At 73.1% G+C, this 25,129-nt stretch carries 22 protein-coding genes and 1 tRNA gene; 20 read left to right on the top strand and 3 right to left on the bottom strand.

Going from position 1 to position 25,129, the window contains the following annotated elements; genetic code table 11:
- Positions 1 to 25 precede the first annotated feature (25 nt).
- Both E0F75_RS29070 and E0F75_RS29065 read left to right on the top strand, forming a co-directional pair.
- Entirely contained in the window at positions 26 to 883 is an 858-nt protein-coding gene (locus tag E0F75_RS29070; RefSeq protein ID WP_229313928.1) for a fumarylacetoacetate hydrolase family protein, read from the top strand.
- A gap of 89 nt (positions 884 to 972) precedes the next feature.
- The gene (locus tag E0F75_RS29065) at positions 973 to 2,502 is read left to right on the top strand and encodes a choice-of-anchor A family protein (protein WP_229313927.1); all 1,530 of its coding nucleotides are present in this window, start codon (positions 973 to 975) and stop codon (positions 2,500 to 2,502) included.
- On the opposite strand, the gene E0F75_RS29060 is transcribed toward E0F75_RS29065, so the two are convergent.
- Together E0F75_RS29060 and E0F75_RS29055 are read right to left on the bottom strand one after the other, a co-directional pair.
- Positions 2,474 to 2,956 carry a heme-degrading domain-containing protein gene (locus E0F75_RS29060; RefSeq protein ID WP_229313926.1) on the bottom strand — a complete coding sequence of 161 codons (483 nt, stop codon included), beginning with the start codon at positions 2,954 to 2,956 and terminating at the stop codon, positions 2,474 to 2,476. The genes E0F75_RS29065 and E0F75_RS29060 overlap by 29 nt on opposite strands.
- Entirely contained in the window at positions 2,953 to 4,041 is a 1,089-nt protein-coding gene (locus tag E0F75_RS29055) for a Gfo/Idh/MocA family oxidoreductase (RefSeq protein WP_229313925.1), read from the bottom strand. The genes E0F75_RS29060 and E0F75_RS29055 overlap by 4 nt, the downstream gene beginning before the upstream one ends.
- 85 nt (positions 4,042 to 4,126) lie before the next feature.
- Between E0F75_RS29055 and E0F75_RS29050 the strand changes: the two genes are divergently transcribed.
- From E0F75_RS29050 to E0F75_RS28990, 13 genes are all read left to right on the top strand, one after another.
- Entirely contained in the window at positions 4,127 to 5,305 is a 1,179-nt protein-coding gene (locus tag E0F75_RS29050) for an ROK family transcriptional regulator (RefSeq protein WP_229313924.1), read from the top strand.
- 155 nt (positions 5,306 to 5,460) lie between these two features.
- Positions 5,461 to 6,444 (top strand): hypothetical protein, encoded by a 984-nt coding sequence (locus E0F75_RS29045; RefSeq protein ID WP_229313923.1) that lies wholly within the window; start codon positions 5,461 to 5,463, stop codon positions 6,442 to 6,444.
- A 50-nt stretch (positions 6,445 to 6,494) separates the two neighbouring features.
- Positions 6,495 to 7,262, top strand: coding sequence for a GntR family transcriptional regulator (locus E0F75_RS29040; protein WP_229313922.1), 768 nt, complete (start codon positions 6,495 to 6,497; stop codon positions 7,260 to 7,262).
- 161 nt (positions 7,263 to 7,423) lie between these two features.
- Complete coding sequence (locus E0F75_RS29035) at positions 7,424 to 8,545, top strand: TIGR03364 family FAD-dependent oxidoreductase (RefSeq protein WP_229313921.1); 1,122 nt, start codon at positions 7,424 to 7,426, stop codon at positions 8,543 to 8,545.
- Positions 8,546 to 8,550: 5 nt separating this feature from the next.
- The gene (locus tag E0F75_RS29030; protein ID WP_229313920.1) at positions 8,551 to 9,261 is read left to right on the top strand and encodes a phosphonatase-like hydrolase; all 711 of its coding nucleotides are present in this window, start codon (positions 8,551 to 8,553) and stop codon (positions 9,259 to 9,261) included.
- The gene (locus E0F75_RS29025; RefSeq protein WP_229313919.1) at positions 9,258 to 10,319 is read left to right on the top strand and encodes an ABC transporter ATP-binding protein; all 1,062 of its coding nucleotides are present in this window, start codon (positions 9,258 to 9,260) and stop codon (positions 10,317 to 10,319) included. Before E0F75_RS29030 ends, E0F75_RS29025 begins: the two co-directional genes overlap by 4 nt.
- Positions 10,312 to 11,208 carry a 2-aminoethylphosphonate ABC transporter permease subunit gene (locus E0F75_RS29020; protein ID WP_229313918.1) on the top strand — a complete coding sequence of 299 codons (897 nt, stop codon included), beginning with the start codon at positions 10,312 to 10,314 and terminating at the stop codon, positions 11,206 to 11,208. Before E0F75_RS29025 ends, E0F75_RS29020 begins: the two co-directional genes overlap by 8 nt.
- Positions 11,195 to 11,992: an ABC transporter permease gene (locus E0F75_RS29015; RefSeq protein WP_229313917.1), complete on the top strand. Its 798-nt coding sequence runs from the start codon at positions 11,195 to 11,197 to the stop codon at positions 11,990 to 11,992. The genes E0F75_RS29020 and E0F75_RS29015 overlap by 14 nt, the downstream gene beginning before the upstream one ends.
- A gap of 65 nt (positions 11,993 to 12,057) precedes the next feature.
- Complete coding sequence (locus E0F75_RS29010) at positions 12,058 to 13,116, top strand: 2-aminoethylphosphonate ABC transporter substrate-binding protein (protein WP_229313916.1); 1,059 nt, start codon at positions 12,058 to 12,060, stop codon at positions 13,114 to 13,116.
- 134 nt (positions 13,117 to 13,250) lie between these two features.
- Positions 13,251 to 14,789 (top strand): alkaline phosphatase family protein, encoded by a 1,539-nt coding sequence (locus tag E0F75_RS29005; RefSeq protein ID WP_229314033.1) that lies wholly within the window; start codon positions 13,251 to 13,253, stop codon positions 14,787 to 14,789.
- Positions 14,790 to 14,893: 104 nt separating this feature from the next.
- Entirely contained in the window at positions 14,894 to 15,673 is a 780-nt protein-coding gene (locus E0F75_RS29000; protein WP_015033821.1) for an HAD-IIA family hydrolase, read from the top strand.
- A 74-nt stretch (positions 15,674 to 15,747) separates the two neighbouring features.
- Complete coding sequence (locus tag E0F75_RS28995) at positions 15,748 to 16,404, top strand: hypothetical protein (protein ID WP_229313915.1); 657 nt, start codon at positions 15,748 to 15,750, stop codon at positions 16,402 to 16,404.
- On the top strand, positions 16,401 to 17,087 hold the full coding sequence (locus tag E0F75_RS28990) for a class F sortase (protein ID WP_374115451.1): 687 nt from the start codon (positions 16,401 to 16,403) through the stop codon (positions 17,085 to 17,087). The genes E0F75_RS28995 and E0F75_RS28990 overlap by 4 nt, the downstream gene beginning before the upstream one ends.
- 575 nt (positions 17,088 to 17,662) lie before the next feature.
- On the opposite strand, the gene E0F75_RS28985 is transcribed toward E0F75_RS28990, so the two are convergent.
- Positions 17,663 to 17,736 (bottom strand) — tRNA-Lys (locus E0F75_RS28985).
- 184 nt (positions 17,737 to 17,920) lie between these two features.
- Between E0F75_RS28985 and E0F75_RS28980 the strand changes: the two genes are divergently transcribed.
- From E0F75_RS28980 to E0F75_RS28960, 5 genes are all read left to right on the top strand, one after another.
- Entirely contained in the window at positions 17,921 to 19,300 is a 1,380-nt protein-coding gene (locus tag E0F75_RS28980) for a peptidoglycan-binding protein (protein ID WP_229313913.1), read from the top strand.
- Between the two features lie 988 nt (positions 19,301 to 20,288).
- Positions 20,289 to 22,016 carry an SPFH domain-containing protein gene (locus E0F75_RS28975; protein WP_229313912.1) on the top strand — a complete coding sequence of 576 codons (1,728 nt, stop codon included), beginning with the start codon at positions 20,289 to 20,291 and terminating at the stop codon, positions 22,014 to 22,016.
- 128 nt (positions 22,017 to 22,144) lie between these two features.
- A complete protein-coding gene (locus tag E0F75_RS28970) occupies positions 22,145 to 22,738 on the top strand; it encodes a lytic polysaccharide monooxygenase (RefSeq protein WP_229313911.1) in 594 nt (197 codons plus the stop codon).
- A 92-nt stretch (positions 22,739 to 22,830) separates the two neighbouring features.
- Entirely contained in the window at positions 22,831 to 24,504 is a 1,674-nt protein-coding gene (locus E0F75_RS28965; RefSeq protein ID WP_229313910.1) for an AMP-binding protein, read from the top strand.
- Between the two features lie 20 nt (positions 24,505 to 24,524).
- A complete protein-coding gene (locus E0F75_RS28960; protein ID WP_229313909.1) occupies positions 24,525 to 25,037 on the top strand; it encodes a hypothetical protein in 513 nt (170 codons plus the stop codon).
- Positions 25,038 to 25,129: the final 92 nt, after the last annotated feature.

The raw sequence follows: 25,129 nt of genomic DNA, 5'->3' as shown, positions 1-25,129 counted from the left end.
CCGCCTCGACCACAGGGAGAAGTCCATGAAGCTGCTGCGTGTCGGCCCGCCGGGAGCCGAGCGTCCCGCCCTGCTCGACCAGGACGGGACACTTCGCGACCTGTCCGCGCTGGTCGACGACATCGACGGCAGTCTGCTCGCCGACGCCTCCGCCCTCGACCGGATACGGGCCGCCGCCGGTGCCGGTGTGCTGCCCGCGCTCGACGCCACCGGGCTGCGCGTCGGCCCGCCCGTCGGCCGGATCGGCAAGGTCGTGTGCATCGGGCTGAACTACCACGGCCACGCCGCCGAGACCGGTCAGGCCACCCCCGCCGAGCCCGTCGTCTTCCTCAAGGCCGCCGACACCGTCGTCGGCCCGGACGACACCGTGCTCGTACCGCGCGGCTCGGTGAAGACCGACTGGGAGGTGGAGCTCGCGATCGTCATCGGCCGCACCGCCCGCTACCTGGAGACCGACGAGGAGGCCCTCGCGCACGTCGCCGGGTACGCCGTCGCCCACGACGTCTCCGAGCGCGAGTTCCAGATCGAGCGCGGCGGCACCTGGGACAAGGGCAAGAACTGCGAGACGTTCAACCCGCTCGGTCCCTGGCTCGTCACCGCCGACGAGGTACCCGACCCGCAGGCGCTCGGCCTGCGTCTCTGGGTCAACGGCGAGCTCAAGCAGGACGGCCACACCTCGGACCAGATCTTCCCCGTCGCCGAGGTCGTCCGGTACGTCAGCCGGTTCATGACCCTCTACCCGGGCGACATCATCAACACCGGCACCCCCGCCGGTGTCGCCATGGGGCAGCCGGAGCCGAAGCCGTACCTGCGCCCCGGTGACGTCGTCGAGCTGGAGGTCGACGGACTGGGCCGACAGCGGCAGGAACTCAAGAGCGCCTGACCCCCGATTGCATCCTTCCTCCGGGGAAAACGGCGGCGCCCCGCGTGGGGCGTCGCCGTTTTCATCACCTTTTTTGCATATTGCCGGATATGGAACACCTGGCATCCCCGGAAGCAGCGGGCTCCCCCGACTCGCCGGCACCCACCACGTACCAGCGCCGGCGTGACCGGCGCCGACTCGCCGTCATCGCCGCCTCCACCGTCGCGGCCACCGCCCTCGTCGGCGCGCTCGCCGTCAACGGCTGGGCCGACCCGCTGCCGGGCGGGCTCGGCCCCTGCCTGCCGGGCACCTGTCCGACCGGCACGTACCCCGACATCGGCAGCGGCACGGTCAAGTACCGCGACAACAACATCAACGTCTACGTCGGCGGCGACATGCTCGTCCGCGAGGCCGCAGCCGAGGCCGAGGGCAAGGTCGTCGTCCTGGGCGGCTTCGACATGAGGAAGCGCGCCGGTGTCTCCAGCGTCTACAACGTCGGCGTCGCGGGCGTCGGCTCGCGCGTCCCGCCGGACAACGGCACCGACTTCCTCACCGTCGGCAAGGACCTGACGGTCGCCACCGGTCAGCGCCTGCTCGCCGAGGAGGGCCCGGTCAGCGGCGTCGTACGGTACGGGGGCACGCTCTCCGGCACGGTCGCCCCGCCCGCGGTGCACACCGCCGGCGCCGCCGTCCCGTACACCGCGCTCCGCGATCAGCTCACCGACGCCAGCCACTGCTACGCGTACGTGAACGGCGCCTCCCGCACCGCCACCGGCACCGCCGTCAACAACGGCACCGAGACCCTCTTCACGGGTGACCGCACGTCGAAGCTCCAGGTCTTCAACGTCGACTTCGACCTGGAGTCCACGAACGGCCGCCAGCAGGGCATCCGCTTCGCCGGGATCCCGGCCGGCGCGACCGTCCTCGTCAACCTCCTGGGCGCCGACCGCACCGTCGACTCGTACATCAACCAGCTGCCGGACGGGCTGCGCGAGCGGGTGCTCTGGAACGTCCCCGACGCCACCACCGTCACGTTCGAGGGCACGGCCCAGTTCGCGGGCAGTGTGCTGATCGGCAACCAGGCCAGCACGACGACGATCACGATGCCGGGCATGAACGGCCGCTTCTTCACCACCGGAAACCTGACGCACGCCTCGGAGCGGACCGGCGGCGGTGGCCAGGAGATCCACGCCTATCCGTTCAACGGCGACCTGCCGTCCTGCGGGGGCGGCACGCCCACGCCCACGCCGACGGACCCGACGCCGACTCCCACGGACCCGACTCCCACGCCGACGGACCCGACGCCGACGCCGACCGACCCGACCCCGACTCCCACGGACCCGACTCCCACCCCGACCGACCCGACGCCCACGCCCACGCACACCCACACCCATCCCACGACCGGCGGGTCGGCGAACGGCGGCAGTGACGGCGGCTACGGCGACAACGGGGGCAACGGCGGATACGGAGACTCCGGCGGGTACGGAGACTCCGGCGGCGGCCATCACGGCCCCGACGGCGAACTCTCCGAGACCGGCGCCGGCACCGGGAAGACCGTCATGGGCGCCACCGCCGTCGGTCTCGCCCTGGGCGGCGGCGCGCTCGTCCTCGTCAGCCGGCGGCGGAGGCGTACGAGCTGAGCAGGTGTTCCAGTGCCTCGACGACCATGGCGTGATCCTCGGCCTGCGGCAGCCCCGAGACCGTGACCGAGCCGATCACGCCCGCGCCCTCGACCGCGACCGGGAACGCGCCGCCGTGTGCCGCGTACCGGTCGGGGTCGAGGCGCGAGGACGCCTCGAAGGTCGTCCCCTTGGCGCGGAACCGCGCGCCGACCAGGAACGAGCTCACGCCGTACCGCTCGACGACCCGTCGCTTGCGGTCGATCCAGGCGTCGTTGTCCGCGCTCGACCCCGGCAGCGCGCAGTGGAAGAGCTGCTGCGGCCCGCGCCGGATGTCGATCGCCACCGGCGCCCCGCGCTCGCGCGCCATGCCGACGAGCAGGCCGCCGAGCGTCCAGGCGTCCTCGTACGTGAAGCGGGGCAGGACCAGCCGGGCCTCCTGGGCCTCCAGCTCGCTCACCTCCTGGGCGTTCACAGCGTCACCGTGATTCCCTCGCGGGCGGACCGCTTCGCCGCCTCCAGGACGTCGAGCGCGGCCGCGGCCTCGTGGGCCGGCACCGGGTTCTCGCCGGTGCCGCGCAGGGCGGCGGCGACGGCCGCGTAGTACGCCGGGTAGTCGCCCGGCAGCGACTCGACCGGCGTCCCGCCGCCGGTCAGCGGCGACTCGCCGGAGCCGAGCCGGCCCCACAGCTCCTCCGGCTCCACGCCCCACACCGTGCCCGGCACCGGGCGCAGCCCCTCGCGGAGGGCCGCCTCCTGCGGGTCGAGGCCGTACTTCACGAAGCCCGCGCGCTGCCCGAGCACCCGGAATCGGGGGCCCGACTGGGCGGTGGTGGCGCTCACGTAGAGGTGCGAACGGACGCCGTTCGCGTGGGTGAGGGCGAGGAAGGTGTCGTCGTCGGCCTCGGCGCCCGGCCGGCGGACGTCCGACTCGGCGTACACGGAGACCACCGGGCCGAAGAGGACCAGGGCCTGGTCGACGACGTGGCTGCCCAGGTCGTAGAGCAGGCCGCCGATCTCCGACGGTGCGCCGGACTCGCGCCAGCCGCCCTTGGGCAGCGGGCGCCAGCGCTCGAAGCGGGACTCGAAGCGCTGGACCTCGCCCAGCGCCTTCTCGTCGATGAGCCGGCGGAGGGTCAGGAAGTCGTTGTCCCAGCGGCGGTTCTGGAAGACGGAGAGCAGCAGGCCCCGCTCCTCGGCGAGGGCCGCGAGGGCGCGGGCCTCGGCGGCGGTTCCGGCCAGCGGCTTGTCGACGACGACCGGCAGGCCCGCCTCCAGGGCGGCCGTGGCGATCGCGACGTGCGTCTTGTTGGGGGAGGCGACGACGATCAGGTCGAGCTCGTCCGCCGCGCCGTCCGCCCACAGCTCCTCGGGGGTGGCCACGACCCGGACGCCCGGGTGGGCGGCGCGGGCCTCGGCGGCCCGCTCGGGGTTGCCGGTGGTGACGGCGGCGAGGACGAGGTCCTCGGACGCGGCGATCAGCGGGGCGTGGAAGACGGAGCCCGCGAGGCCGTAGCCGACGAGGCCGACGCGGAGGGGGGTGCGGGGGGTGCCAGTCATGACCCTCACTTAAGCAACGGTGTTGCCAAAGTGCAAGCGACAGCGACAATGGGCAGGTGGAGACGGACCTGATCGGAGTGGTGGAGTGAACGTGCCGGCCCTGCGCAGCCCCAACGCGGCGCTCGTGCTCGACCTGCTGCGCACCGCGGGCGAGACCGGCATCAGCCGCCTCGAGCTGGCCGAGCGGACCGGGCTCACCCCGCAGGCCGTCAGCAAGATCACCGCACGGCTCCGCTCCGAGGGCCTGGCCACGGAGGCCGGCCACCGCGCCTCGACCGGCGGCAAACCCCGTACGGTCCTGCGGCTCGTCCCCACCGCGGGGTACGCCGTCGGCGTCCACCTCGACCGCGACGAGCTGACCACGCTCCTCACCGACCTCGCGGGCGCGGTCGTCGCCCGGCGCACGCGCGCCCTGGACCTGGGGGCGGGCGCGGGACCGGTCCTGGACGCGGTGGCGGAGGAGGTACGGGGGCTGTTGACCGGCCTCCCCGCCCGCGCCACCGAACCCGAACTGGGACCCGCCACCGGACCCGCTCCCGCCACCGGACCCGCCATCAACCCCGCTCCCGCCACCGAACCCGCTCCCGCCCCCGCCATCGAACCCGCTCCCGCCCCCGCCACCGAACCCGCCCCCGTCCACGGCGTCGGGGTCGCCATGCCCGGGCCGCTCGACCATCGCGCGGGAGTCCCGGGCCGCGTGACCGGTTTCCCCGAGTGGGACGGCCACCCCGTCCGCGAGGAGCTGGCCCGGCGCCTCGGCCTGCCCGTCGTCCTCGACAAGGACACCAACGCCGCCGCCCTCGGCCTCGCCGTCCGCCCCGCCGCACCCGGCTCCTTCGCGTACGTCCACCTCGGTACGGGGCTCGGCGCCGGCCTCGTCCTCGGCGGGGCGCCGCTCCGGGGCGACAGGACGGGCGCCGGCGAACTCGGCCATCAGACCGTCCAGCTCGACGGGCCCCCGTGCGGCTGCGGCGGGCGCGGCTGCCTGGAGGTCCTGTGTCTCGCGGCGGTCGCGCGCGGCGACGCCGCCGGGGCCGCGCGCATCCTCGGCGCGGGCGCGGCCAACGTCGTACGGCTCCTCGACATCGACCAGGTCCTGCTCGGCGGCCGGTTGGTCCTCGCCGCGCCGGAAGTGTTCGCGGGCGGGGTGCGGGAGGTCCTTGCCGGGCTCGGCCTGACGGCCCCGGTGCGCGTGGCGGGGGAGCGGGACGCGGTCGCGGAAGGGGCCGCGTGGCTGATCCTCGCCCCGATCTTCGGGAAGTAGGCAGAGAGGTAAAGAGGTACGTACGACAGTAGGCCGATCGGGCGGATCGGCCGGGCCGTACGGGGGCGGACGCGGTGTCGCTGCCCGGCCCCTCCCTCGCGGCATGGCAGCGTCGCGGCCGCCCCGTACGTCCGCGAGCAGTAAGGCCCGGCCCCATGGCATCCGACCCCCTGCGATCGCGCAGCGCCCGCGCCCTGACCACGGCGGCCGCGCTGGCGGCCACCGCGACGGCCCACCTGGCCCTGGCGTCCCCCGCCCTGACCGCACCGACCCCCTCGGTGCCCCCCACGACGGCCCCCGCCCCGGCGCAGGCCGCCCCCGACATCCCCGCCCCCGATCCCCCCGCCCCCACCTGCGGCACCCCCTCCGGCTCCGCCTTCCCCCTCGACACCCGGATCCACGGCGGCCCGGTGGACTACCCCGCGGGTGGCCGTCTCCAGGAGTGGAAGCTCGATCTCACCAACACCACCGACGCCACCTGCTCGGGCATCCACCCCGTGCTCGTCCTCACCGACGAGCGACGGGTGCTGCGGCCCGCGCAGATCCGGTTCGAGTTCTACGACGCCGGGGCCGCGCGCTGGCGGCCCGTGACCTTCGAGGCGACCGAGCAGGCCGAGAACATCGGCGTGTTCACCGGGCCCGAGGGCTCCGCGGGCTCCGACGGCTCGGAGGGTCCCGAGGGCTTCGACGGCTTCATGGTGCCCGCGGGCGGGACCCTCACCATCCCCGTACGGCTCGGCTTCCGCGCGGAGGCCGCCCCCGACGAGGTCGTCGTGAACGCCGCGGTCGTCCAGCGCCGGGGCGTCGACGGCGACTGGGTCGGCGAGTCCGGCGACTACCGCCTGACCGTGAGGCCCGCCGACCCGGACCGCTCCACCGGAGCAGACGAGCCCGTACCTGACACATCAGGCACGCCCGACCCGTCCGCCCCCTCGCGACCCCCCGGGACCACGCCCCGCCCGCCGGGCTCCACCACCGAGGACCCGGGAGACCTCGTGCTCGCCGGCCCGGACCGCGAACTCGCCAGTACAGGAAGGGAGTCGGAGGAGCGCGTCAAGCTCCTGGCACCCCTCGCGGCCGCCCTCGTCCTCCTCGGCGCCGTCCTCTTCCGTGCCGCCCGCCGCCCCCGGCACCGGTGAGTCATGCTGCGTACACCTTCCCGTTCATCCCCGTCTGCGACCATCCCCCGGTGAACTCCCAGAACACCCCCGGCACCCCGGGCGCCCCCGTGAACTCCGGCATCCCGGAGCACGGCCGCGTGCCCAAGTACTACGCCGTCAAGGCCAGACTCGCCCTGATGGTCGACGAGTTGGGGGAGGGCGGGCTGCTGCCCACCGAGCGCGACCTCGCCGTCCGGTACGAGGTGTCCCGCGAGACCGTCCGGCAGGCGCTGCGCGAACTCCTCCTGGAGGGGCGGCTGCGGCGCCAGGGCAGGGGCACGGTCGTCGCGGGCCCCAAGCTCGAACAGCCCCTCTCGCTCGCGAGCTACACGGAGGGCGTCCGCCGGCAGGGCCTCCGCCCCGGCCGCAGCCTCATCTCGCTCGACCGGTTCCCCTGCCCGGAGGCGCTCGCCCCCGAGGTCGGCACCGAACGAGGCGAGCCGGTCTGGCACATGGAGCGCGTGCTCCTCGCCGACGACGAGCGCGTCGGCCTGGAGAGCACGTACGTCTCCGAGGCCCGCGCCCCGCACCTGGACACCGAGTTCGACCCGGACTCCTCCTTCTACTCCTACCTCCACGACCGCCTCGGCATCTCCTTCGGCGACGCCGACGAGCGCATCGAGACGGTGCTCGCGACCCCCCGCGAGGCCCTCCTCATCGGCACCCCGCCGGCGCTGCCGATGCTGCTGCTCCACCGCATCTCCCGGGACACCGCCGGGCGGCCCCTGGAGCGGGTCCGCACCCTCTACCGGGGTGACCGCTTCAGCTTCACCGCCCACCTGGGACAGCAGGGCTGATCGAGGGGCCGATCGGCGGGGCAAACGGCGAAAACCATCACAACCCTCCTCCGCGTGAATCACGAGAAGGTAACGGGTCTGGTCCAAGCTTGTCGGTCCGTTCACCGTCCCGTCGCCCACCGGCCCCGTCCGGGTCACCCGTTCCCAGGACCGTCGACGGCATGAAGGTGATCGTCGTAGGAGCCGGCGTGGTGGGAACCATGCACGCCTGGCACGCAGTGGAACGCGGCCACGAGGTCGTACACATCGAGCGCGAGGCCGAGGCGCGCGGAGCGTCCCTCCGCAACTTCGGCCAGATCTGGGTGAGCGGACGGGCGGGCGGAGAGGAGCTGGACACCGCCCTGCGCGCCCGGGAACTCTGGGAGGGCATCGGCGCCCGGGTCCCCGGCCTCGGCTTCCGGGCCATCGGCTCGCTCACCCCCGTACGGAACGAGCTGGAGCTCGCCGTCGCCGAGGCCGCCGTGGCCCGCCCCGACGCCGCCGCCCGCGGCTACAAGCTGCTGACGGCCGGCGAGGCCCGCGCGGTCAACCCGGCCCTGCGCGGAGAGTTCGAGGCGGCGCTCTGGTGCGAGCGGGACGCGGCCGTCGAGCCCCGCCTCGCGCAGCTCGCGCTCCGCGACGCCCTCCTCGCCACCGGGAAGTACACCTTCCTGCCGAACCGCGAGGTCCGTGACGTCGTCGGTGAGAACGCGGTCCGCGACGACCGCGGCGAGGTCCACAGCGGCGACGCCGTCGTCCTGTGCACCGGCGCCTGGCTCTCCGGCCTCGTCCGCGAGGTCGCCGGCGAGATACCCGTCCGCCGCGTCCGGCTCCAGATGATGCAGACCGAGCCCCTCGGCGAGGCGCTCACCACCTCCGTCGCCGACGCCGACTCCTTCCGCTACTACCCCGCCTACGCCTCCGAGGCCCTGGACTCCCTCCAGGCCGCGCAGCCGCAGGACCCGACCGCCGCCGCCCACAAGATGCAGCTCCTCATGGTGCAGCGCCTCGACGGCGGACTGACCATCGGCGACACCCACGAATACGAGCACCCCTTCGCCTTCGACACCCTCGAAGACCCCTACGAGCACCTCACCCGCGTCGTCGAGTCCTTCCTCGGCCGCCCGCTGCCGAAGATCAAGCGGCGCTGGGCCGGGGTGTACGCGCAGTGCGTCGACACCAGCCGGGTCGTCCACCGCCAGCGGGTCCGCGACGGCGTGTGGCTGGTGACCGGGCCCGGCGGCCGCGGCATGACCTGCTCGCCCGCCATCGCCGAGAAGACCGCCGACGAACTGGGCTGGTGAACCACATGAGCACCCTGAACAAGCAGAAGAACGAGCACAAGCACACGCACGACCTCGTCGTCCTCGACATGGCCGGCACCACCGTCGCCGACGGCGGCCTCGTCGAGCAGGCCTTCACCGCCGCCGCCGAGCGCCTCGGCGAAGACCCGGCCACGATGATCGACTACGTCCGCGCCACCATGGGCGAGTCCAAGATCTCCGTCTTCCGCCATCTCTTCGGCGGCGACGAGACCCGCGCCCAGGAGGCCAACCTCGCCTTCGAGGCGGCCTACGGCGAACTCGTCTCCGGCGGCCTGATCGCCCCGATACCCGGCGCGGCCGAGGCGATCGCCGAGCTGAAGGCCCAGGGCCGGCGGGTGGTCCTCACCACCGGCTTCGCCCGGGTCACCCAGGACGCCATCCTCGACGCGCTCGGCTGGCAGGACCTGGTCGAGCTGACCCTCTGCCCGGCGGACGCCGGCGGTCGCGGACGCCCGTACCCGGACATGGTCCTCGCGGCCTTCCTCCGTACCGGAGCCGTGGACGACGTCCGACAGCTCGTGGTCGCGGGCGACACCTCGTACGACATGCTCAGCGGGGTCCGCTCGGGCGCCGGGATCGTCGCGGGCGTCCTGACCGGCGCGCACGACGAGGCGGCGCTCAAGGAGCACGGCGCGACGCACGTACTCGCCTCGATCGCCGAACTTCCCGCGCTGATCGGGGAGTCGGACGCATGACCAGTGGCATCCGCTTCGACGCCGTGTCCGTCGCGTACGGCGGCACCACCGTTCTCGACCGGCTCGACCTGACCGTCGAGCCCGGTGAGGTCATGGCCCTCCTCGGGCCCTCGGGCTCCGGCAAGACCACCGCGCTGCGGGCCGTCGCCGGGTTCGTGCGGCCGGCCTCCGGGCGGGTGCTCATCGGCGACCGTGACGTCACCGGCCTCCCGCCGTACAAGCGGGGGATCGGCATGGTCGTCCAGCAGTACGCCCTCTTCCCGCACCTGCGGGTCGAGGCCAACGTCGCCTTCGGCCTGAAGGCGCAGAAGGTCCCCAAGGGCGAGATCCCCGGCCGGGTCGCCGAGGCCCTGGAGATGACCGGCATGGCGGCCTACGCCCACCGGTACCCCCGGGAACTCTCCGGCGGCCAGCAGCAGCGCGTGGCCATCGCCCGCGCGCTCGCCATCCGGCCCAAGGTCCTCCTCCTCGACGAGCCGCTCTCCGCGCTCGACGCACAGCTGCGCTCCGGAATGCTGGCCGAACTGGCCCGCTTGCACCGCGAGTTGCCCGACGTGTCGATCCTGTACGTCACCCACGACCAGGTCGAGGCGCTGACCCTCGCGGACCGGATCGCCGTCATGGACAAGGCCCGGCTCCAGGACTGCGGTACCCCGCAGGACCTGTACCGCAGGCCGCGTACGGAGTTCACGGCCTCGTTCGTCGGCAACGCCAACCTGCTGCCGGTGACGGTCGGCACGGACGGGGTCGTCTTCGACGGGACGGAGCTGAAGGTCGCCACGGAGGGCGCGCCCGGTCCGGTCCTCGGGGCGGGCGCCACGCTCTGTGTCCGGCCCCATCTGGTCGGCCTCGGAGACGGGCCGAACGCGCTGCGGGGCCGGATCGGCGAGGTCCAGTGGCGGGGGTCCACGCACCGGCTGTACGTGGAGGTGGGCGGGCACCGGGTGAAGGCGGACGTGCGGGAGCTGCGGGAGACGCCGCTGCTCGGGACCGAGGTCACCTTGCACTTCGCGCCCGAGGACGCGGTGCTGCTGGGCGCGGGGGTGTCCGATGGGTAGCCCCGGGAGCGGGCTCAAGGAACGGCGACCCGCCACGGGCGTGGTGCCCACCGGCTCCGCCCTGGCGGAACGTCTGCCCGCAACGAGGCGGACGGTCCCCCGCTGGGTCTGGGCCCTGCCGCCCGTCGCCGTGCTCGCCGTCGTCTTCCTCTACCCGCTCGCGCTCGTCGTCCAGGAGTCCCTGGCCCCCGGTGCGTACGGTGACGTCTTCGCCTCCGCGTCCTTCCGCGAGGCGCTCGTCACCACGGTGTGGCTCGCCGTCGCCTCCACCGTCGGGTGTCTCGTCCTCGGCTTCGTGCTCGCGGTCGTGATCGCGTTCGTGCCGTTCCCCGGTGGGAAGGCGGTGTCGAAGTTCATCGACGTCTTCCTCTCCTTCCCGTCCTTCCTGATCACGCTCGCCCTGCTGTTCCTCTACGGCACGGTCGGCATGGCCAACGGCGTCTGGACGGACGTCACCGGGGATCCCTCGGGCCCCTTCCAGTTCCTGACCACCCCGTGGGGCGTCCTCCTCGCCGAGATCACGTACTTCACCCCGTTCGTGATGCGGCCCCTGCTCGCCGCCTTCTCGCAGATGGAGACGGCCCAGCTGGAGGTGGCGTCCTCGCTCGGCGCCCGGCCGCTGCGGATCGTCCGGCAGGTGATCCTGCCGGAGGCGCTGCCCGCCCTCGCGGCCGGCGGCAGCCTCGTCCTCGTCATGTGCCTGAACGAGTTCGGCATCGTGCTCTTCACCGGGGCCAAGGGCGTCACGACCCTCCCGATGCTCGTCTACAGCAAGGCGATCCTCGAGTCCGACTACGCGGCCGCCTGTGTCGTCGCCGTCGTCAACGTCGCCCTCTCCGTGGGCCTCTACGTCCTCTACCGGGGGGTGAGCCGCCGTGCTGGTGCATAGCCGTACGGGCAGGTGGACGGCCTGGCTCACGTTCGCCGTCCTGTTCGTCCCGCTCTTCGCCCTCCCCCTCCTGGTCATCGTCGCCGCCTCGTTCTCCACGAACTGGTCCGGTGCCTTCCCCTCCGGGCCGACCACCGAGCACTACGCGGCGGCCGTCCGCGGGGAGTCCCTCCAGGCCCTCACCACCAGCCTGGTCACGGCCCTCACCGCGAGCCTGGTCGCGCTGACCGTCGGCACCTGGGCCGCGCTCGCCGGGGCGGCGCTCGGCAGGAAGGGCAAGAGGGTCCTCGACGCGCTGTTCATGCTGCCGGTCGCCGTGCCGTCCGTGGTCGTCGGCCTGGCCGTCCTCGTCGCGTTCTCGCAGCCGCCGGTGCTCCTCAACGGCACGCGCTGGATCGTGATCCTCGCGCACACCGTGCTCGTCACGGCGTTCGCCCACCAGTCGGTGTCGGCCGCGATCCAACGGCTCGACCCGATGTACGAGCAGGCGGCGGCCAGTCTCGGTGCCCGCCCCTCGTACGTCCTGCTCCGGGTGAGGCTGCCGCTCCTGCTGCCGTCCCTGAACGCGGCCGCCGGACTCTGCTTCGCCCTGTCCATGGGTGAGTTGAGCGCCACGATGATGCTCTACCCGCCGGACTGGATGCCGCTCCCGGTGCTCATCTTCACGGCCACCGACCGCGGTTCCCTCTTCACCGGATCGGCGCTGGCCGTGGTCCTCATGGCCACGACCCTGCTGGCCCTGCTCGCCGTCTCCCGCATCCGTACCAAGGCCTCCTTCCGCTAGAGGCCCCTTCCCCGAGTTCCCCCCGCGCTTCCTTCAGCCAGAGATCCTCAGGAGAAAACGACGTTATGCGTACGTACGCCAAGCCGATCGCCGCCGTCACCGGCTCCCTCGTCCTCGCCGCCGGCTTCACCGCCTGCGGCGGTTCCACCGCCGCCTCCGACGAGAAGATCGTCACCGTCTACAGCGCCGACGGCCTCAAGGGCGAGGCGGGCGACGGCTGGTACGACAAGGTCTTCGCCGACTTCGAGAAGAAGACCGGCATCAAGGTCAAGTACGTCGAGGGCGGCTCCGGGGAGATGGTGCAGCGCGCCCTCCGCGAGAAGAGCAACACCCAGGCCGACGTCATCGTGACCCTGCCGCCCTTCATCCAGCAGGCCGGCTCCAAGGGCCTGCTCCAGAAGTACACCCCGCAGGGCGCCGACCAGGTCGGCGGCGGCGACAAGGCGAGCGACGGCACCTGGACCTCGGTCGTCAACAACTACTTCGGCTTCATCCACAACAAGAAGGAGCTCCCCGCGGCCCCCAAGTCCTGGGAGGAGCTGCTCGACGGCAGGTTCAAGAACAAGCTCCAGTACTCCACCCCGGGCGTCGCGGGCGACGGCACCGCCGTGCTCATCAAGGCGATGCACGACTTCGGCGGCCAGGAGCCGGCCATGGAGTACCTGAAGAAGCTCCAGGCCAACAACGTCGGCCCGTCCTCCTCCACCTCCAAGCTCGCCCCCAAGGTGGACAAGGGCGAGCTCCTCGTCGCCAACGGCGATGTGCAGATGAACTTCGCCCAGTCCAAGTCCATGCCGAACCTCGGCATATGGTTCCCGGCCAAGGGCGCGGGAAGGCCCACCACCTTCGCCCTGCCGTACGCGGCCGGCCTGGTGGACAAGGCCCCGCACACCGAGAACGGCAGGAAGCTCCTCGACTTCATGCTGACCGAGGGCGCCCAGCGCGAGGTCAGCGCGGTCGGCGGCGGCTTCCCGGCCCGCAAGGACGTCAAGGCGACCGACGCCAACGCCATCGAACTGGCCAGGCTGATGGAGGGCGTCGAGGTCTTCGAGCCGGACTGGGCCGACATCGACAAGAACCTCAAGACGTACGTCGACGCGTGGAAGTCCGCGACCGGAAGCTAAGAGTTCACCGTACGCCCCTGGAAAGCCTCCGTTGATCGCGGAAAGATAACGGGTACGGACCAACGCCCCTGAGAAATCAGGGGCGTCGGCGCGTGTTCGTACCCTCATCGACCCCGCTCACGGAGGACTCCGACATGCCGATCTCCGGCATCTCCCGACGCACCGTGCTCGCCGCCGCCGGTGCCGCCGCGGCCGTCGCCGCCACCGGTCTCGCCACCGCCCCCGCCGCCCTGGCGGCCGCCGCGCCCACGCTCCCCAACGGCACCAGCAAGGACAAGGTGCTCGTCGTCGGCATGGACGGCCTGCGCCACGACCGGATCGACGCCGCCAAGGCCCCGAACCTCAAGTCCCTGATGGCGAACGGCACCTTCGGCCGCTCCCTGCTCTACGCCAACCCGATGGCCGCGACCTCCTCCGGCCCCGGCTGGTCCACCATCTCCACCGGCGTCTGGCCCGACAAGCACGGCGTGAAGGACAACACCTTCACCGGCAAGAACTACGGCCAGTACCCCGGCTTCCTGGCCCGCCTGAACCAGGTCCGCCCCGAGCTCTCGCTCTTCGCCGCCGTCGACTGGCCCGAGCTCGACACCCACGGCACCGTCACCCCCGGCGCCGACGCCAAGCTCGTCTACAACAACGACTACGTCGTCAACGACCTCGTGATCACCGACATCACCGAGGACGTCCTGCGCAACCAGAACCCCGACGTCCTCTTCGTCTACTTCGGCGAGACCGACGAGATCGGCCACAACCACGGCGCCGCCAGCCCCAGGTACACCGACGCCATCGACGTCCAGGACGGCTACCTCGGCCGACTGCTCACCGCGATCAAGGCCCGCCCGGCGTACGCCACCGAGCGCTGGACGGTCATCGTCACGACCGACCACGGCCACACCGACGGCGGCGGCCACGGCGGCTCCTCCATCGAGGAGCGGCGCACCTTCGTCCTCGCCCAGGGCCCCGGCATCGCCGCCGGCGCCCGCCCCATCGACACCCGGCTCGTCGACGTCGCCGCCACCGTCTTCCGCCAGCTCGGCATCACCCCCGCCGCGTCCTGGGGCCTCGACGGCAAGCCGGTCCAGGAGCGCTCCACCGACCCCTTCGACAGCCTCTACGGGTCGCTGACCGGCCGCGTCGACGAGACCGGCATCCCCGCCGGGATCCTCGGCTTCACCCACACCGCGCCCAGCGGCTGGTCCGTCATCAACAACGCCATGGGCACCGGCGGCATGGCCGAGTGGCGCGGCTGGTCCTTCGCCACCGACGAGTTCTGGTCCCGCTCCCAGCGCGACCAGTCCCGCGAGCTGAACGTGCGCGCCCGGGGCGTCTTCGCCGTCGCCGACTCCGACGAGTGGGCCGACAAGGCGTTCTCGGGGACGTACGACTCGACGCTCGTCACCCCGGCGTACGGCGTCTCGGGCGCGACCCGGGTCACCCTGGACTTCACGACCTTCTACCGCCAGGAGGGCAGCCAGACCGCGCAGGTCCAGGCCGTCTTCAACGGCGGCACCCCGACCGTCGTGAAGAACTACACCGCCGACGTGATCTCCCAGCCCCAGTCCCTCACGGTCGCCGTCCCGGCCGGCGCGTCCAGCGTGAGCTTCCGCTTCCGCTACACCGGTTCCAACAACTGGTACTGGGTGATCGACGGGGTCAAGGTGACGGCTTCCTGACCCAGCCTGCGCGGGCGGGCAGGGCCTAGGCTGGGGGCGTCGCCACAGCGCTGTCGCGGCGCCCCCAGCACACCGCACGTCTGTACGGCAGGAGTCCCGCACCCATGGCAGAGCGCAAGCCGATCGAATCCTGGCTGACCGACATGGACGGCGTCCTCATCCACGAGGGCGTGCCGATCCCCGGCGCCGACGCGTTCATCAGGAAGCTGCGGGAGACCGGGAAGCCCTTCCTGGTCCTCACCAACAACTCGATCTACACGGCTCGTGACCTGCACGCCCGCCTCGCCCGGATGGGCCTCGAAGTCCCCGTCGAGAACATCTGGACCTCGGCCCTCGCCACCGCCAAGTTCCTCGACGACCAGCGCCCCGGCGGCACCGCGTACGTCATCGGCGAGGCCGGTCTGACCACCGCGCTGCACGACATCGGCTACGTCCTCACCGACCACGACCCGGACTACGTGGTGCTCGGTGAGACCCGTACCTACTCCTTCGAGGCGATGACCAAGGCCGTCCGGCTCATCAACGCCGGCGCCCGCTTCATCTGCACCAACCCCGACGAGACCGGCCCCTCCCTCGAAGGCCCGCTGCCGGCCACCGGCTCCGTCGCCGCGCTCATCACGAAGGCCACCGGCAAGGAGCCGTACTTCGCCGGCAAGCCGAACCCGCTCATGATGCGCACCGGCCTGAACGCCATCGGCGCCCACTCCGAGACGAGCGCCATGATCGGCGACCGGATGGACACCGACATCCTGGCGGGCCTGGAGGCGGGCATGCAGACCTTCCTGGTCCTCACGGGCCTGACCGGCGAGGCCGAGATCGACCGCTTCCCGTTCCGCCCGTCCAAGATCGTGAAGTCGATCGCGGACATCGTCGACCGGGTGTAGCGGCCGTTCGCCGGCGCCCCTGCGGATGCGAAGAGCCCCGATCCGGGTGACCCTGCCAGTATCAGGAGGTCACGATGCGTTCAGGTTCCATTGCTCTCCGTGCCGCGGGGGCGGCCCTCGTGCTCGTACTGGCACCCACGGCCGGTAGCGCGTACGCCCACGACGGGGTGAAGGTCACCGTCACCCCGTCCACCGCCTCGCCCGGTGCCGACGTCGACGTCCGCGTCCAGGGCTGCAAGGGCACGACGGGTGCCGCGAAGTCCCCGGCGTTCGTCGCCGACGCCGAACTCACCGGCCGGGACGGCGGTGGCGCCCCGCTGTTCGGCGACACCACGATCAAGACCCGGCTCGAGAACGGCACGTACAAGGTCAGCGTGACCTGCGACGGCCACGATCACCCGGATGTCGGCACCGTGCGCATCGAGCGTCAGAAGCCCACGCACGAGCCCACGCACAAGCCGACCCACGAGCCCACGCACAAGCCGACCCACGAGCCGACCCACCACGCGAGCCCGGTCGCCCCGGTCCGCGCGGGCGGTGGCGGCACCGCCGCCTTCGCCGCCCCGGCCGCGCCCGGCGTCGCCCAGACCACCAGCGAGAGCGGCCTCGGCACCCCGTACACCCTGCTCGGCCTCGGCCTTGCGGCCATCGCCGCCGTGGCGGTCGCCTTCCGCAGCTCCCGCCGACGCGGTACGGGTACGGGTACGGGCTCGGGGCCGGGTACGGAGTGACGGTGCCGTCCGGGTCCCGCCCGGCGGGCACCGGGCGACTCGTCACCGGCGTGGCCTGGGCGCTGCTCCTGCTCGGGCTCTGGCTCTGGGGCCGCGAGGTCACCGAGGGCCCCGGCGGCAGCTCCGCGCCGACCACCGGAGACATCGCCGCCGTCGGCCGACCGCTCGGCGTCGCCCTGCCCCCGGCGCGGGACCCGCTCGCACCCGTGACGCCCCAGCGGGTCGAGATCCCCTCCCTCGGCATCTCCGCGCCCGTCGTGGCGCGCGGCCTGGACGGCACGGGGGCGATCGATCCGCCGCCGTACGAGATGCCGCACACGGTCGGCTGGTTCGGCGCCGGCACCCGGCCGGGCGCCGCGGGCCCGGCCCTCCTCGTCGGCCACGTCGACACCGAGACCCGGCCGGCGGTCTTCTACGGCCTGAGCGCGGCCCGCCCGGGCGCGAAGGTCCGCGTCACCCGTACGGACGGATCGGTCGCCGAGTTCACGGTGGACGACGTCCAGGTCTACCCGCGGGAGTCCTTCGACGCGAGCAAGGTCTACGGGGCGCGGGACCCGCACCGGGCGGAACTCCGCCTGATCACATGCGGCGGCACGTTCGACCGAAGCTCGAACACGTACACGGCCAATGTGGTGGTCTCGGCCTACCTGACAGCGGCAACGCCCCCCGAGCCCCGCCCCTGACAAGCGCCTCCTCCTGTTGCGCCCCCTTGGCCCGCCGCGTACGGCGACCTGTTGCGCCCCCTTGGCTCCGCCGCTTACGGCGACCTGGCCCCGGTCGGCGGCGCGCGTCCCGCGGCCACCGCCGACCGGGCCGGTCCTCCACCGCGGGGCTCACGGACGCGGGAGGAGCCCGGTGCCACCGCGGGAGGTCGGGGTTCCGGCCACTGTAGAGGCCCTGCCCCGCCCGGCCCAGGGGGCTGTCGTGTCACGATGCTCGCGACCGCTCCACACGCGCCCGAGGGCCCGGACGTCCGGACGTCCGGGCCCTCGGGCGCGTGTGGAGCCGGGTTCACGCACCCGGCCTGCCTCCCCGGCCTCGGCGCCGCACGGAGCCGGGCCGGCCACCCGCCCCGGCCACGGGCGCTCGCACGGCAAGCCCCTCGTGATCGGCATGAGCCGCGACGGAAGGGCCCCTGGAGCGCAGGGCGGCCCGAACGCCCGGGAACTGGCCCGCCGCGCCCGGTAGTTCGTGGAGTAGACGCATCCGAGAACGACCAAGACCCCCTCACCATCGGTGAGGGGGTCTTGACTCTGCGTGCGCCGCCAGGGACTCGAACCCCGGACCCGCTGATTAAGAGTCAGCTGCTCTAACCAACTGAGCTAGCGGCGCCTGCTGACAGGGAGAACTCTACCCGACGTCCGGGTGTGCTCCTGACCAATAACGGTCACCTCCGGCCTGTCGGATGGTCTTATCAGGCCTTCGATCCGTCAAAATGCGATTTGTCCAGACAGTTGAGACACTGACGCCCGAAACCAAGGGTCAAAAGATCTTGACGAGTGTGGAGGGGAATCGCATGAGCGTGCCGGTCTTCGAGGAGTTCGAACCCGCGGCCGACTGCGGCTGCCCGGGGTGTGCCCGGCAGCGGCGTGACCTCGCGCTCGGCCTGCCGGTCCGGGCGGGCGGGCATCCGGCGGCGCACGGCGCGCGCCGCGCCCTGGTCCTGGTGACGGCTGCGGGCGTGGCCCTCGGCGGTGGCGGCTCCGCCGTGGCGACGGCCCTCCCGCCGCCCTCCGTCCCGTTCGCTCCGGCGGACCTCACGGAGCCGGCCGACGCCGCCGCGCGGGCCGCCTACCCCGAGCCCGACACCCCGCAGGGCGGCCGGGGGCCGCTGCACGGAGCGCCGGGTCCCGGCGGGCAGCCCTCCCCGAACGCGAATCCGACGACAAGTCAGATCTCGACCGGCGCCCTGCGGAAGTCGAGCCGGGCCGAGATCATCAACCGCGCCAAGCTGTGGGTGTCCGCCCAGGTCCCGTACTCCATGGAGAAGTACTGGACGGACGGCTACCGCCAGGACTGCTCCGGCTACATCTCGATGGCCTGGAACCTCCGCAGCAACGAGTGGACCGGCAGCCTCGACCGCTTCGCCGAGCGCATCGACCGCACCGAGCTCCAGCCCGGCGACATCCTGCTCTTCCACAACCCGGCCAACCCGACGCGCGGCTCGCACGTCACGATCTTCGGCGGCTGGACCGACTACACCCACACCTCCTACGTCGCGTACGAGCAGACCAAGCCGCGTACGCGGAAGCAGGCGACGCCGATGGCGTACTGGGAGAACTCCAACCGGTACGTGGCCTACCGCTACAAGGGCGTGGTCAGCGGCGGCGACACCGGCGGCACCACAGGCGGGGCGACCCCGACGGCGGCGCCGTACCCCGGCACGGCGATGTTCGGCACCGGCGCCGACAACGCGTACATCACCCAGCTCGGGCGGCTCCTCGTCGACCGCGGCGGCAAGCAGTTCTACAGCAAGGGGCCCGGTCCGAAGTGGGGCGAGGCGGACCGGCGCGCGACCCAGGCGTTCCAGTTGGCGCAGGGCTGGAAGGGCAAGGAGGCGGACGGCCTGCCCGGCCCGGAGACCTGGAAGCTCCTCGTGACCGGCGGGGGCAAGAACATCGGCGGTTCGAGTGGTTCGAGCGGGTCGAGTTCGAATGCGACGGGATTTCCCGGGCGTGGCTCCTTCCGTCCGGGCCAATCCAACGCATATGTGGAGAAGCTGGGCAAACAACTGGTGAAGCGGGGCTTCGGCAAGCACTACCTGTCGGGACCCGGTCCGCGCTGGACGGAGGCGGACCGCCGCAACGTCGAGGCGTTCCAGCGGGCACAGGGCTGGCGCGGCGCAGCGGCCGACGGCTACCCGGGCCCGGAGACCTGGCGGCGCTTGTTCCGATGACCCCGAGAGCATGAGGTGGACCCGAATGACGGCATCGACCCCGAACCCCGCGGATTCCGGCGCGGCGGCCTCACGTGACGCGGCCCGCACGGCCCGCCGCCTGACGGACGGCACCCTTCCGCGCACGTCCCCTCCCCAGGGCGCACCCCCGGGCACCCCGCCGACCCGACGGGAGACGCCGACGGAGCCGCGGGAGCCGGGGGTGGGCGCACCGGTCGACGACGCATCGGCGGAGGGCGGAGCGCCGACACCGGACGGTGTGGTGGCGAGTGCGGCAACGGCGGCCGGTGCCGCGCCGACACCGGCCGGTGGTGACGCGCCGGCGTCCGCCGCCCCGGAGGTTGCGCCCGTGCGAGCGGGCGCCACGCCGGGGGCCACGCCGGGCGTCACGTCGGACGGAATGCCCGGCGGGTCGGCTCCCGCGCCGGAAACCCCTGCGGCGGGCGAGCCGACGCCGTCGGCCTCTGTCGCCGCCGGGCCGTCCTCGGCCGCCGAGGAGCCGGGGACCTCGCGGGGCAGGGTCCCGGTGTGGCCCGAGCCGGGCGCGCGAGGCGGCGCCGCGGCGGAGGCGGCGCCGGACGCCCCCGCCGCCCCGACCGGCCCCGGCCCGGCACCGGGCCACGGGTCGGGGCAGGCCGGTACGCAGCCGGGTGACGGCGGCAGGCCTCCCGGCGCGTTGCCGATCCGCCCGGTCGGGTCCACGCCCTCGGTCGGGTCCACGCCTTCGGTCGGGTCCGCACCTCCGGTCGGGTCCGCGTCCCCGGTCGGGTCCGCACCTCCGGTCAGGTCCGCGTCCCCGGTCGGGTCCATGCCCCCGGTCGGGTCCGCGCCTCCGGTCGGGTCCGCGCCTCCGGTCGGGTCCGCACCTCCGGTCGGGTCCGCGTCCCCGGTCGGGTCCATGCCCCCGGTCGGGTCCGCGCCTCCGGTCGGGTCCGTGTCCCCGGTCGGGTCCATGCCTCCGGTCGGGTCCGCGTCCCCGGTCGGGTCCATGCCCCCGGTCGGCTCCGCGCCCCCGGGCAAGTCCGCTTCCGGTACGGCGACGGGGGCGCCGGCCGCCCCGGGAGCCGCCCCGGTGGTCAGCCGCGTCCAACCCGTCCCGCCCGCCTACCCGGGCACCGCACCCTCCGGCGCGGGCAAGCACGCCCGCCCCACCTCCCCCTCCACCTTGAAGGCCGCCGTCACCGTGCGGTCCGGTGGTCCTTCACCGGTCCCTGCGGCGGTCGCCGCGCCGGCTGCCGCGCCGACCGCCGTCCCCGGCGTCGAGCCCGAGCCCGACCGTCCCGCCGACCGCGCCGTCACGCCAGACTTCGGGCGGATCGCCGGGGCCGGTGTCGGTGCCGTCGCCGTGCCCGTCGCCGCCGTCGTGCGGGTCGCGCGGCGGAAGAACGTGATCGGGGCCGAGACCACCGGCTCGATCCCGGTGCACCTCCTCTTCCGCGACCAGCCGGACAACGCCGTGCCCTTCGCGGCCGGCGAGGACGACGGCGGTCCCGACACCGTCGCCATGGCCGCGCCCACCCCGTCCAGGACGGGCACGGGTCCCGGCATCCCGGGCCCGTCGAAGGTCCAGGCCCAGGACCAGGCGCAATCCCAGGTTGACGCCGCCGGGACCAAGGCCTCCAGCCGGGCCGAGTCCCAGCAGAGGACGAAGCCGAAGGCGAAGTCGAAGTCCCCGTCGAACGCGCGAGTCGACGCGCGAGTCGACACGCGACTCAATGCGCAACTCGACGCACCCCCCAAGGCGCAGCCCCAAGCTCATCCCAAGACGCAGGCCGCCCAGGCCCCCGCCTCCCGGCCCGCCCCCACCGCCGACCCCGCTCTCGTCGAGCGCCCCGGGCCGGTGCTGCCCGGATGGGTCGGGGTGGTCGGCGGGGCGCTCGCGCTCGCCGCGTGCGCGGCGGTCGTGTGGTGGGCGGGGGCCGTGCCCGGGGAGGCGGCCCGGATGCTGCGGCTGCCGGAACGCCCGTACAACGGCATTCATCTCGGCCAGTGGGCGCTCCTCGCCCTCGGTGTCGTCCTCGCCCTGTTCACGCTCGGCGGGCTCGGCCGGGGCCGGGTCGGCTACGCCTGGGTGCTGACCCTGTTCGGCGACTACCGCGGCACGGTCCGCCGTACCGGTCTGCTCTGGGTCAGCCCGCTCCTGCTGCGGCGCCGCGTCGACGTACGGCTCCGGCACTGGCGCAGTGAGCCGCTGTCGGCGGTGGACGCCAAGGGCACCGCGCTCGACGTCACCGTGCTCGTGGTGTGGCGGGTGCGGGACACCGTCCGGGCGGCGCTCGGCGTCGACGGGCACGAGGACTATCTGCGGGAGCAGGTGGAGGCGGCCATGGCCCGGGTGCTGTCGCAGCTTCCGGCGGACGCCTTCCACGAGGACGCCCCCACGCTCCGGGACGCGGAGGCCGTCGGCGAGGCGCTGACGCGGATGCTGTCGGCGGAGTGCGCCCCGGTCGGTGTGGACGTGTTCTCGGCGCAGCCGACGCGGATCGAGTACGCGCCGGACGTGGCGGCGGCGATGCGCCGGCGCCGGATCGCGGCGATCGACGCGAAGCACCGGGACAGCGTGCTCACCTCGGTGGTGGACGCGGTGGACGACGTGGTCCACCGGCTGACCAGTCGTGGTCTGGTGGAGCTCGACGACTACGAGCGCAAGGCGCTGGTCAAGGACCTGACGGTGGCGTTCTACACGGGTCGGACGGGTCCTGTAGAGGGGGCGTGAAGGGATGGACATGTTCAACTTCCGTCCATACCTTGGTACTTGGTCCAGACCAAAATCGGTACGACGTACTACCGCACGCGTGCGCGCACGGCCCAACGGAACTCCCCCACGTTCTCCTGGAGCGAAGCATGCGCAAAAAGTCAGTCGGGGCGGCGGTGGTGGCGCTCGGCGTCGCCGGCGTCACCCTCTTCGCCACCGGCAGTGCCGGCAGTCACGGCTACACCGACTCGCCGATCAGCCGCCAGAAGCTCTGCGCCAACGGCACCGTGACCAACTGCGGCTCCATACAGTGGGAGCCCCAGTCGGTCGAGGGCCTCAAGGGCTTCCCCGCCGCCGGTCCCGCCGACGGCAAGATCTGTTCCGCCGGGCTCACGCAGTTCGCCCAGCTGGACGACCCGCGGGGCGGTGCGTGGCCCACGACGCAGCTCACGTCGGGGCAGAGCTACAGCTTCCGCTGGCAGTTCACGGCCCGGCACGCCACCACCGACTTCAAGTACTACATCACCAAGAACGGCTGGAACGGGACCCAGAAGCTCACCCGGGCCATGCTGGACCCCCAGCCGTTCCTGACCGTCCCCTACAACAACCAGCAGCCGCCGGCGACCCTCTCGCACTCCGGGACGATCCCGGCGGGCAAGACGGGCCGCCATCTGATCCTGGCGGTGTGGACGATCGCGGACACGGCGAACGCGTTCTACGCGTGCTCGGACGTCAGGTTCTGACGCCCGGGCGGCTCGGTGACCGCTCCTGACGGTCGCCGAGTGGCCGTTCCCGTCCGTTCAGTTCTGATGGATCGTCAGTTACAGTCCGGCCCATGAGGGGTGCGGACACCGTCGCGGAACTCGTACGGCGCCAGTGGGGCGACCACCGGATCGGGCTGAGGGACGAGCACCACGCCCTCACCCACCACCAGGTCGCCGCCGGCGCCGCCGCGCGGGCCGCACTGCTCGTGGACCTGATGCCACCCCTGCCGGGGGGCGAGCCGCACCTCGGCATCCTGCTCGACAACACGCCGGAGTACCCGCTCTGGCTCAGCGCGGCGGCCCTCGCGGGGGCCGCCGTCGCCGGGATCAACCCCACCCGGCGCGGCGCCGAACTCGCCCGCGACATCCGGCACACCGCGTGCCGGGTCCTGGTCACCCAGCGCGCCCGCCTGCCGCTCCTCGACGGCCTCCCGCTGCCCGGCGTGCGGATCCTGGTCACGGACACCGACGCGTACCGGGAACTCCTCGCGCCGTACGGATCCGCCCGCCCGGGCGACGCGCGCCTCGGCCCCGTGCGCCCCGACAGTCGCTTCCTGCTCTCCTTCACGTCCGGTTCGACGGGCGCGCCGAAGGCGGCGCTCTGCAGCCAGGGCCGGCTGGCGGCGGCCGGTGCCTCGCTCGCGGCCCACTTCTCCGTCGGGCAGGACGACGTCCACTACGTCTGCATGCCCATGTTCCACGGGAACGCGGTGATCGCGGACTGGGCCCCGGCGCTGGCCGCCGGGGCGGGGGTGGCGCTGCGGGCCCGCTTCTCGGCCTCCCGCTTCCTCTCGGACGTACGAGGCTTCGAGGCCACCTACTTCACCTACGTCGGACGGGCGGTGCAGTACCTCCTGGCGACCCCGCCCACCCCCGAGGACCACGCGCACCGGCTCCGCCTCGGTTTCGGCACGGAGGCGGGGGCGGTGGACGCGGCGCGCTTCCGGGAGCGCTTCGGGGTGCCGCTCGTGGAGGGGTACGGCTCCTCGGAGGGAGGCGCGTCGATCCAGCGGACGCCGGACACGCCGACGGGCGCCGTGGGCCGGGCGGCGCCGGCCGACGACCTGGTGGTGGTGGACTCGGAGACGGGCCGGGAGTGCGAGGCGGCCCGTTTCTCTCCCGCGGGCCGGCTCCTCAACGCCGCCGAGGCGGTCGGAGAACTCGTCAACCGGGGCCGCAGCGCCTTCGAGGGCTACTGGCGCAACCCGGAGGCGGAGGCGGCGCGGCTGCGCGACGGCTGGTACTGGACGGGCGACCTCTTCTACCGGGACGCGGACGGCTACCTCTACTTCGCGGGCCGTACGGACGACCGGCTGCGGGTCGACAGCGAGAACCTGGCGGCGGCGATGATCGAACACGTCCTGGCCCGCTGGGACCCGGCCGCGGGGGTCGCGGTCTACGCGATACCGGACCCGGTGGCGGGGGACCAGGTGATGGCGGCGCTGGCGCTCCGGGAGGGGGCGGTCTTCGATCCGGTGGAGTTCGCGACGTTCCTCGCGGCGCAGCAGGACCTGGGGACGAAGATGCCGCCGCGCTTCGTCCGGGTGATGCCCGAGCTTCCCCTCACGGCCACGAACAAGATCCACCGGGTGGCCCTCCGTCGTGAGTCCTTCCTCTGTGAGGACCCGGTCTGGTGGTGCCCGGCGCCGGGCGCCCCGTACGAGCCCCTGACGCCCGCGGCCGTCGCCACGCTCCGGGCGGAGTACGCCCGCCACGGTCGGAAACCAAAGTTTACAGACCGCTGATCGGTAACTAAAGTTGTCGCATGACCTCCTCTGGGATCACCCCCGAAGAACAGGCCGAACTCGACAAGGCCCTCTACGACGCCCTCAACCCGCTCGCGTCGGCCCTGCGGCAGCGCGCGTCGGGACTGCCGGCTGACCGCATGTGGGCGGCGGACCCGGTCGACGTGGCTCTGTCCGTACTGGCCGCCTGGAAGGTGGTGGACGCGGAGGTCAAGCGGCTCACGGCCATCGCGGCCGGAACCGCCGGGTCCTACGGCGCGAGCTACGAACAGATGGGTGCCGTCTGGGGCATCACCCGGCAAGGCGCCCGCAAGAAGTGGCCCGACGCCGTCACCCGCCCGGCGGGCGTCGCACTCGAACTGTGGGGTGGAACGGCCGAACTGACGCCCACGTCCGGCGGCTGGGGCTGGACCGGCAAGGGCGCCGATGGAACCAGCGGGCCGGCGGCCGGCGACGAGCGGTACGCGACGAGGGAGGAGGCGGCGGCCCACGCGGGGGCCTTCCTCAAGGAACACGCCCTCGACCAGCCCTAGGGGGTGTCCGGCGGATCAGGGCCGGGGGCCGAGGTGAACGCCGAGGTGAGTCGCCGTCGTGAGCGCGGGGACGGGGGCGGGGAGGGGGGCCG

The sequence above is a fragment of the Streptomyces sp. CB02980 genome, assembly GCF_014451325.2.
Taxonomy (GTDB): Bacteria; Actinomycetota; Actinomycetes; order Streptomycetales; family Streptomycetaceae; genus Streptomyces.
This window is presented reverse-complemented; position numbering and strand designations above follow the sequence as displayed.

Coding starts and splice junctions, on each gene's coding strand:
- E0F75_RS29070 (WP_229313928.1), top strand. CDS start 26: ATGAAGCTGCTGCGTGTCGGCCCGCCGGGAGCCGAGCGTCCCGCCCTG.
- E0F75_RS29065 (WP_229313927.1), top strand. CDS start 973: ATGGAACACCTGGCATCCCCGGAAGCAGCGGGCTCCCCCGACTCGCCG.
- E0F75_RS29055 (WP_229313925.1), bottom strand. CDS start 4,041: ATGACTGGCACCCCCCGCACCCCCCTCCGCGTCGGCCTCGTCGGCTAC.
- E0F75_RS29045 (WP_229313923.1), top strand. CDS start 5,461: ATGGCATCCGACCCCCTGCGATCGCGCAGCGCCCGCGCCCTGACCACG.
- E0F75_RS29035 (WP_229313921.1), top strand. CDS start 7,424: ATGAAGGTGATCGTCGTAGGAGCCGGCGTGGTGGGAACCATGCACGCC.
- E0F75_RS29030 (WP_229313920.1), top strand. CDS start 8,551: ATGAGCACCCTGAACAAGCAGAAGAACGAGCACAAGCACACGCACGAC.
- E0F75_RS29025 (WP_229313919.1), top strand. CDS start 9,258: ATGACCAGTGGCATCCGCTTCGACGCCGTGTCCGTCGCGTACGGCGGC.
- E0F75_RS29020 (WP_229313918.1), top strand. CDS start 10,312: ATGGGTAGCCCCGGGAGCGGGCTCAAGGAACGGCGACCCGCCACGGGC.
- E0F75_RS29010 (WP_229313916.1), top strand. CDS start 12,058: ATGCGTACGTACGCCAAGCCGATCGCCGCCGTCACCGGCTCCCTCGTC.
- E0F75_RS29005 (WP_229314033.1), top strand. CDS start 13,251: ATGCCGATCTCCGGCATCTCCCGACGCACCGTGCTCGCCGCCGCCGGT.
- E0F75_RS29000 (WP_015033821.1), top strand. CDS start 14,894: ATGGCAGAGCGCAAGCCGATCGAATCCTGGCTGACCGACATGGACGGC.
- E0F75_RS28995 (WP_229313915.1), top strand. CDS start 15,748: ATGCGTTCAGGTTCCATTGCTCTCCGTGCCGCGGGGGCGGCCCTCGTG.
- E0F75_RS28980 (WP_229313913.1), top strand. CDS start 17,921: ATGAGCGTGCCGGTCTTCGAGGAGTTCGAACCCGCGGCCGACTGCGGC.
- E0F75_RS28975 (WP_229313912.1), top strand. CDS start 20,289: ATGCCCCCGGTCGGCTCCGCGCCCCCGGGCAAGTCCGCTTCCGGTACG.
- E0F75_RS28970 (WP_229313911.1), top strand. CDS start 22,145: ATGCGCAAAAAGTCAGTCGGGGCGGCGGTGGTGGCGCTCGGCGTCGCC.
- E0F75_RS28965 (WP_229313910.1), top strand. CDS start 22,831: ATGAGGGGTGCGGACACCGTCGCGGAACTCGTACGGCGCCAGTGGGGC.
- E0F75_RS28960 (WP_229313909.1), top strand. CDS start 24,525: ATGACCTCCTCTGGGATCACCCCCGAAGAACAGGCCGAACTCGACAAG.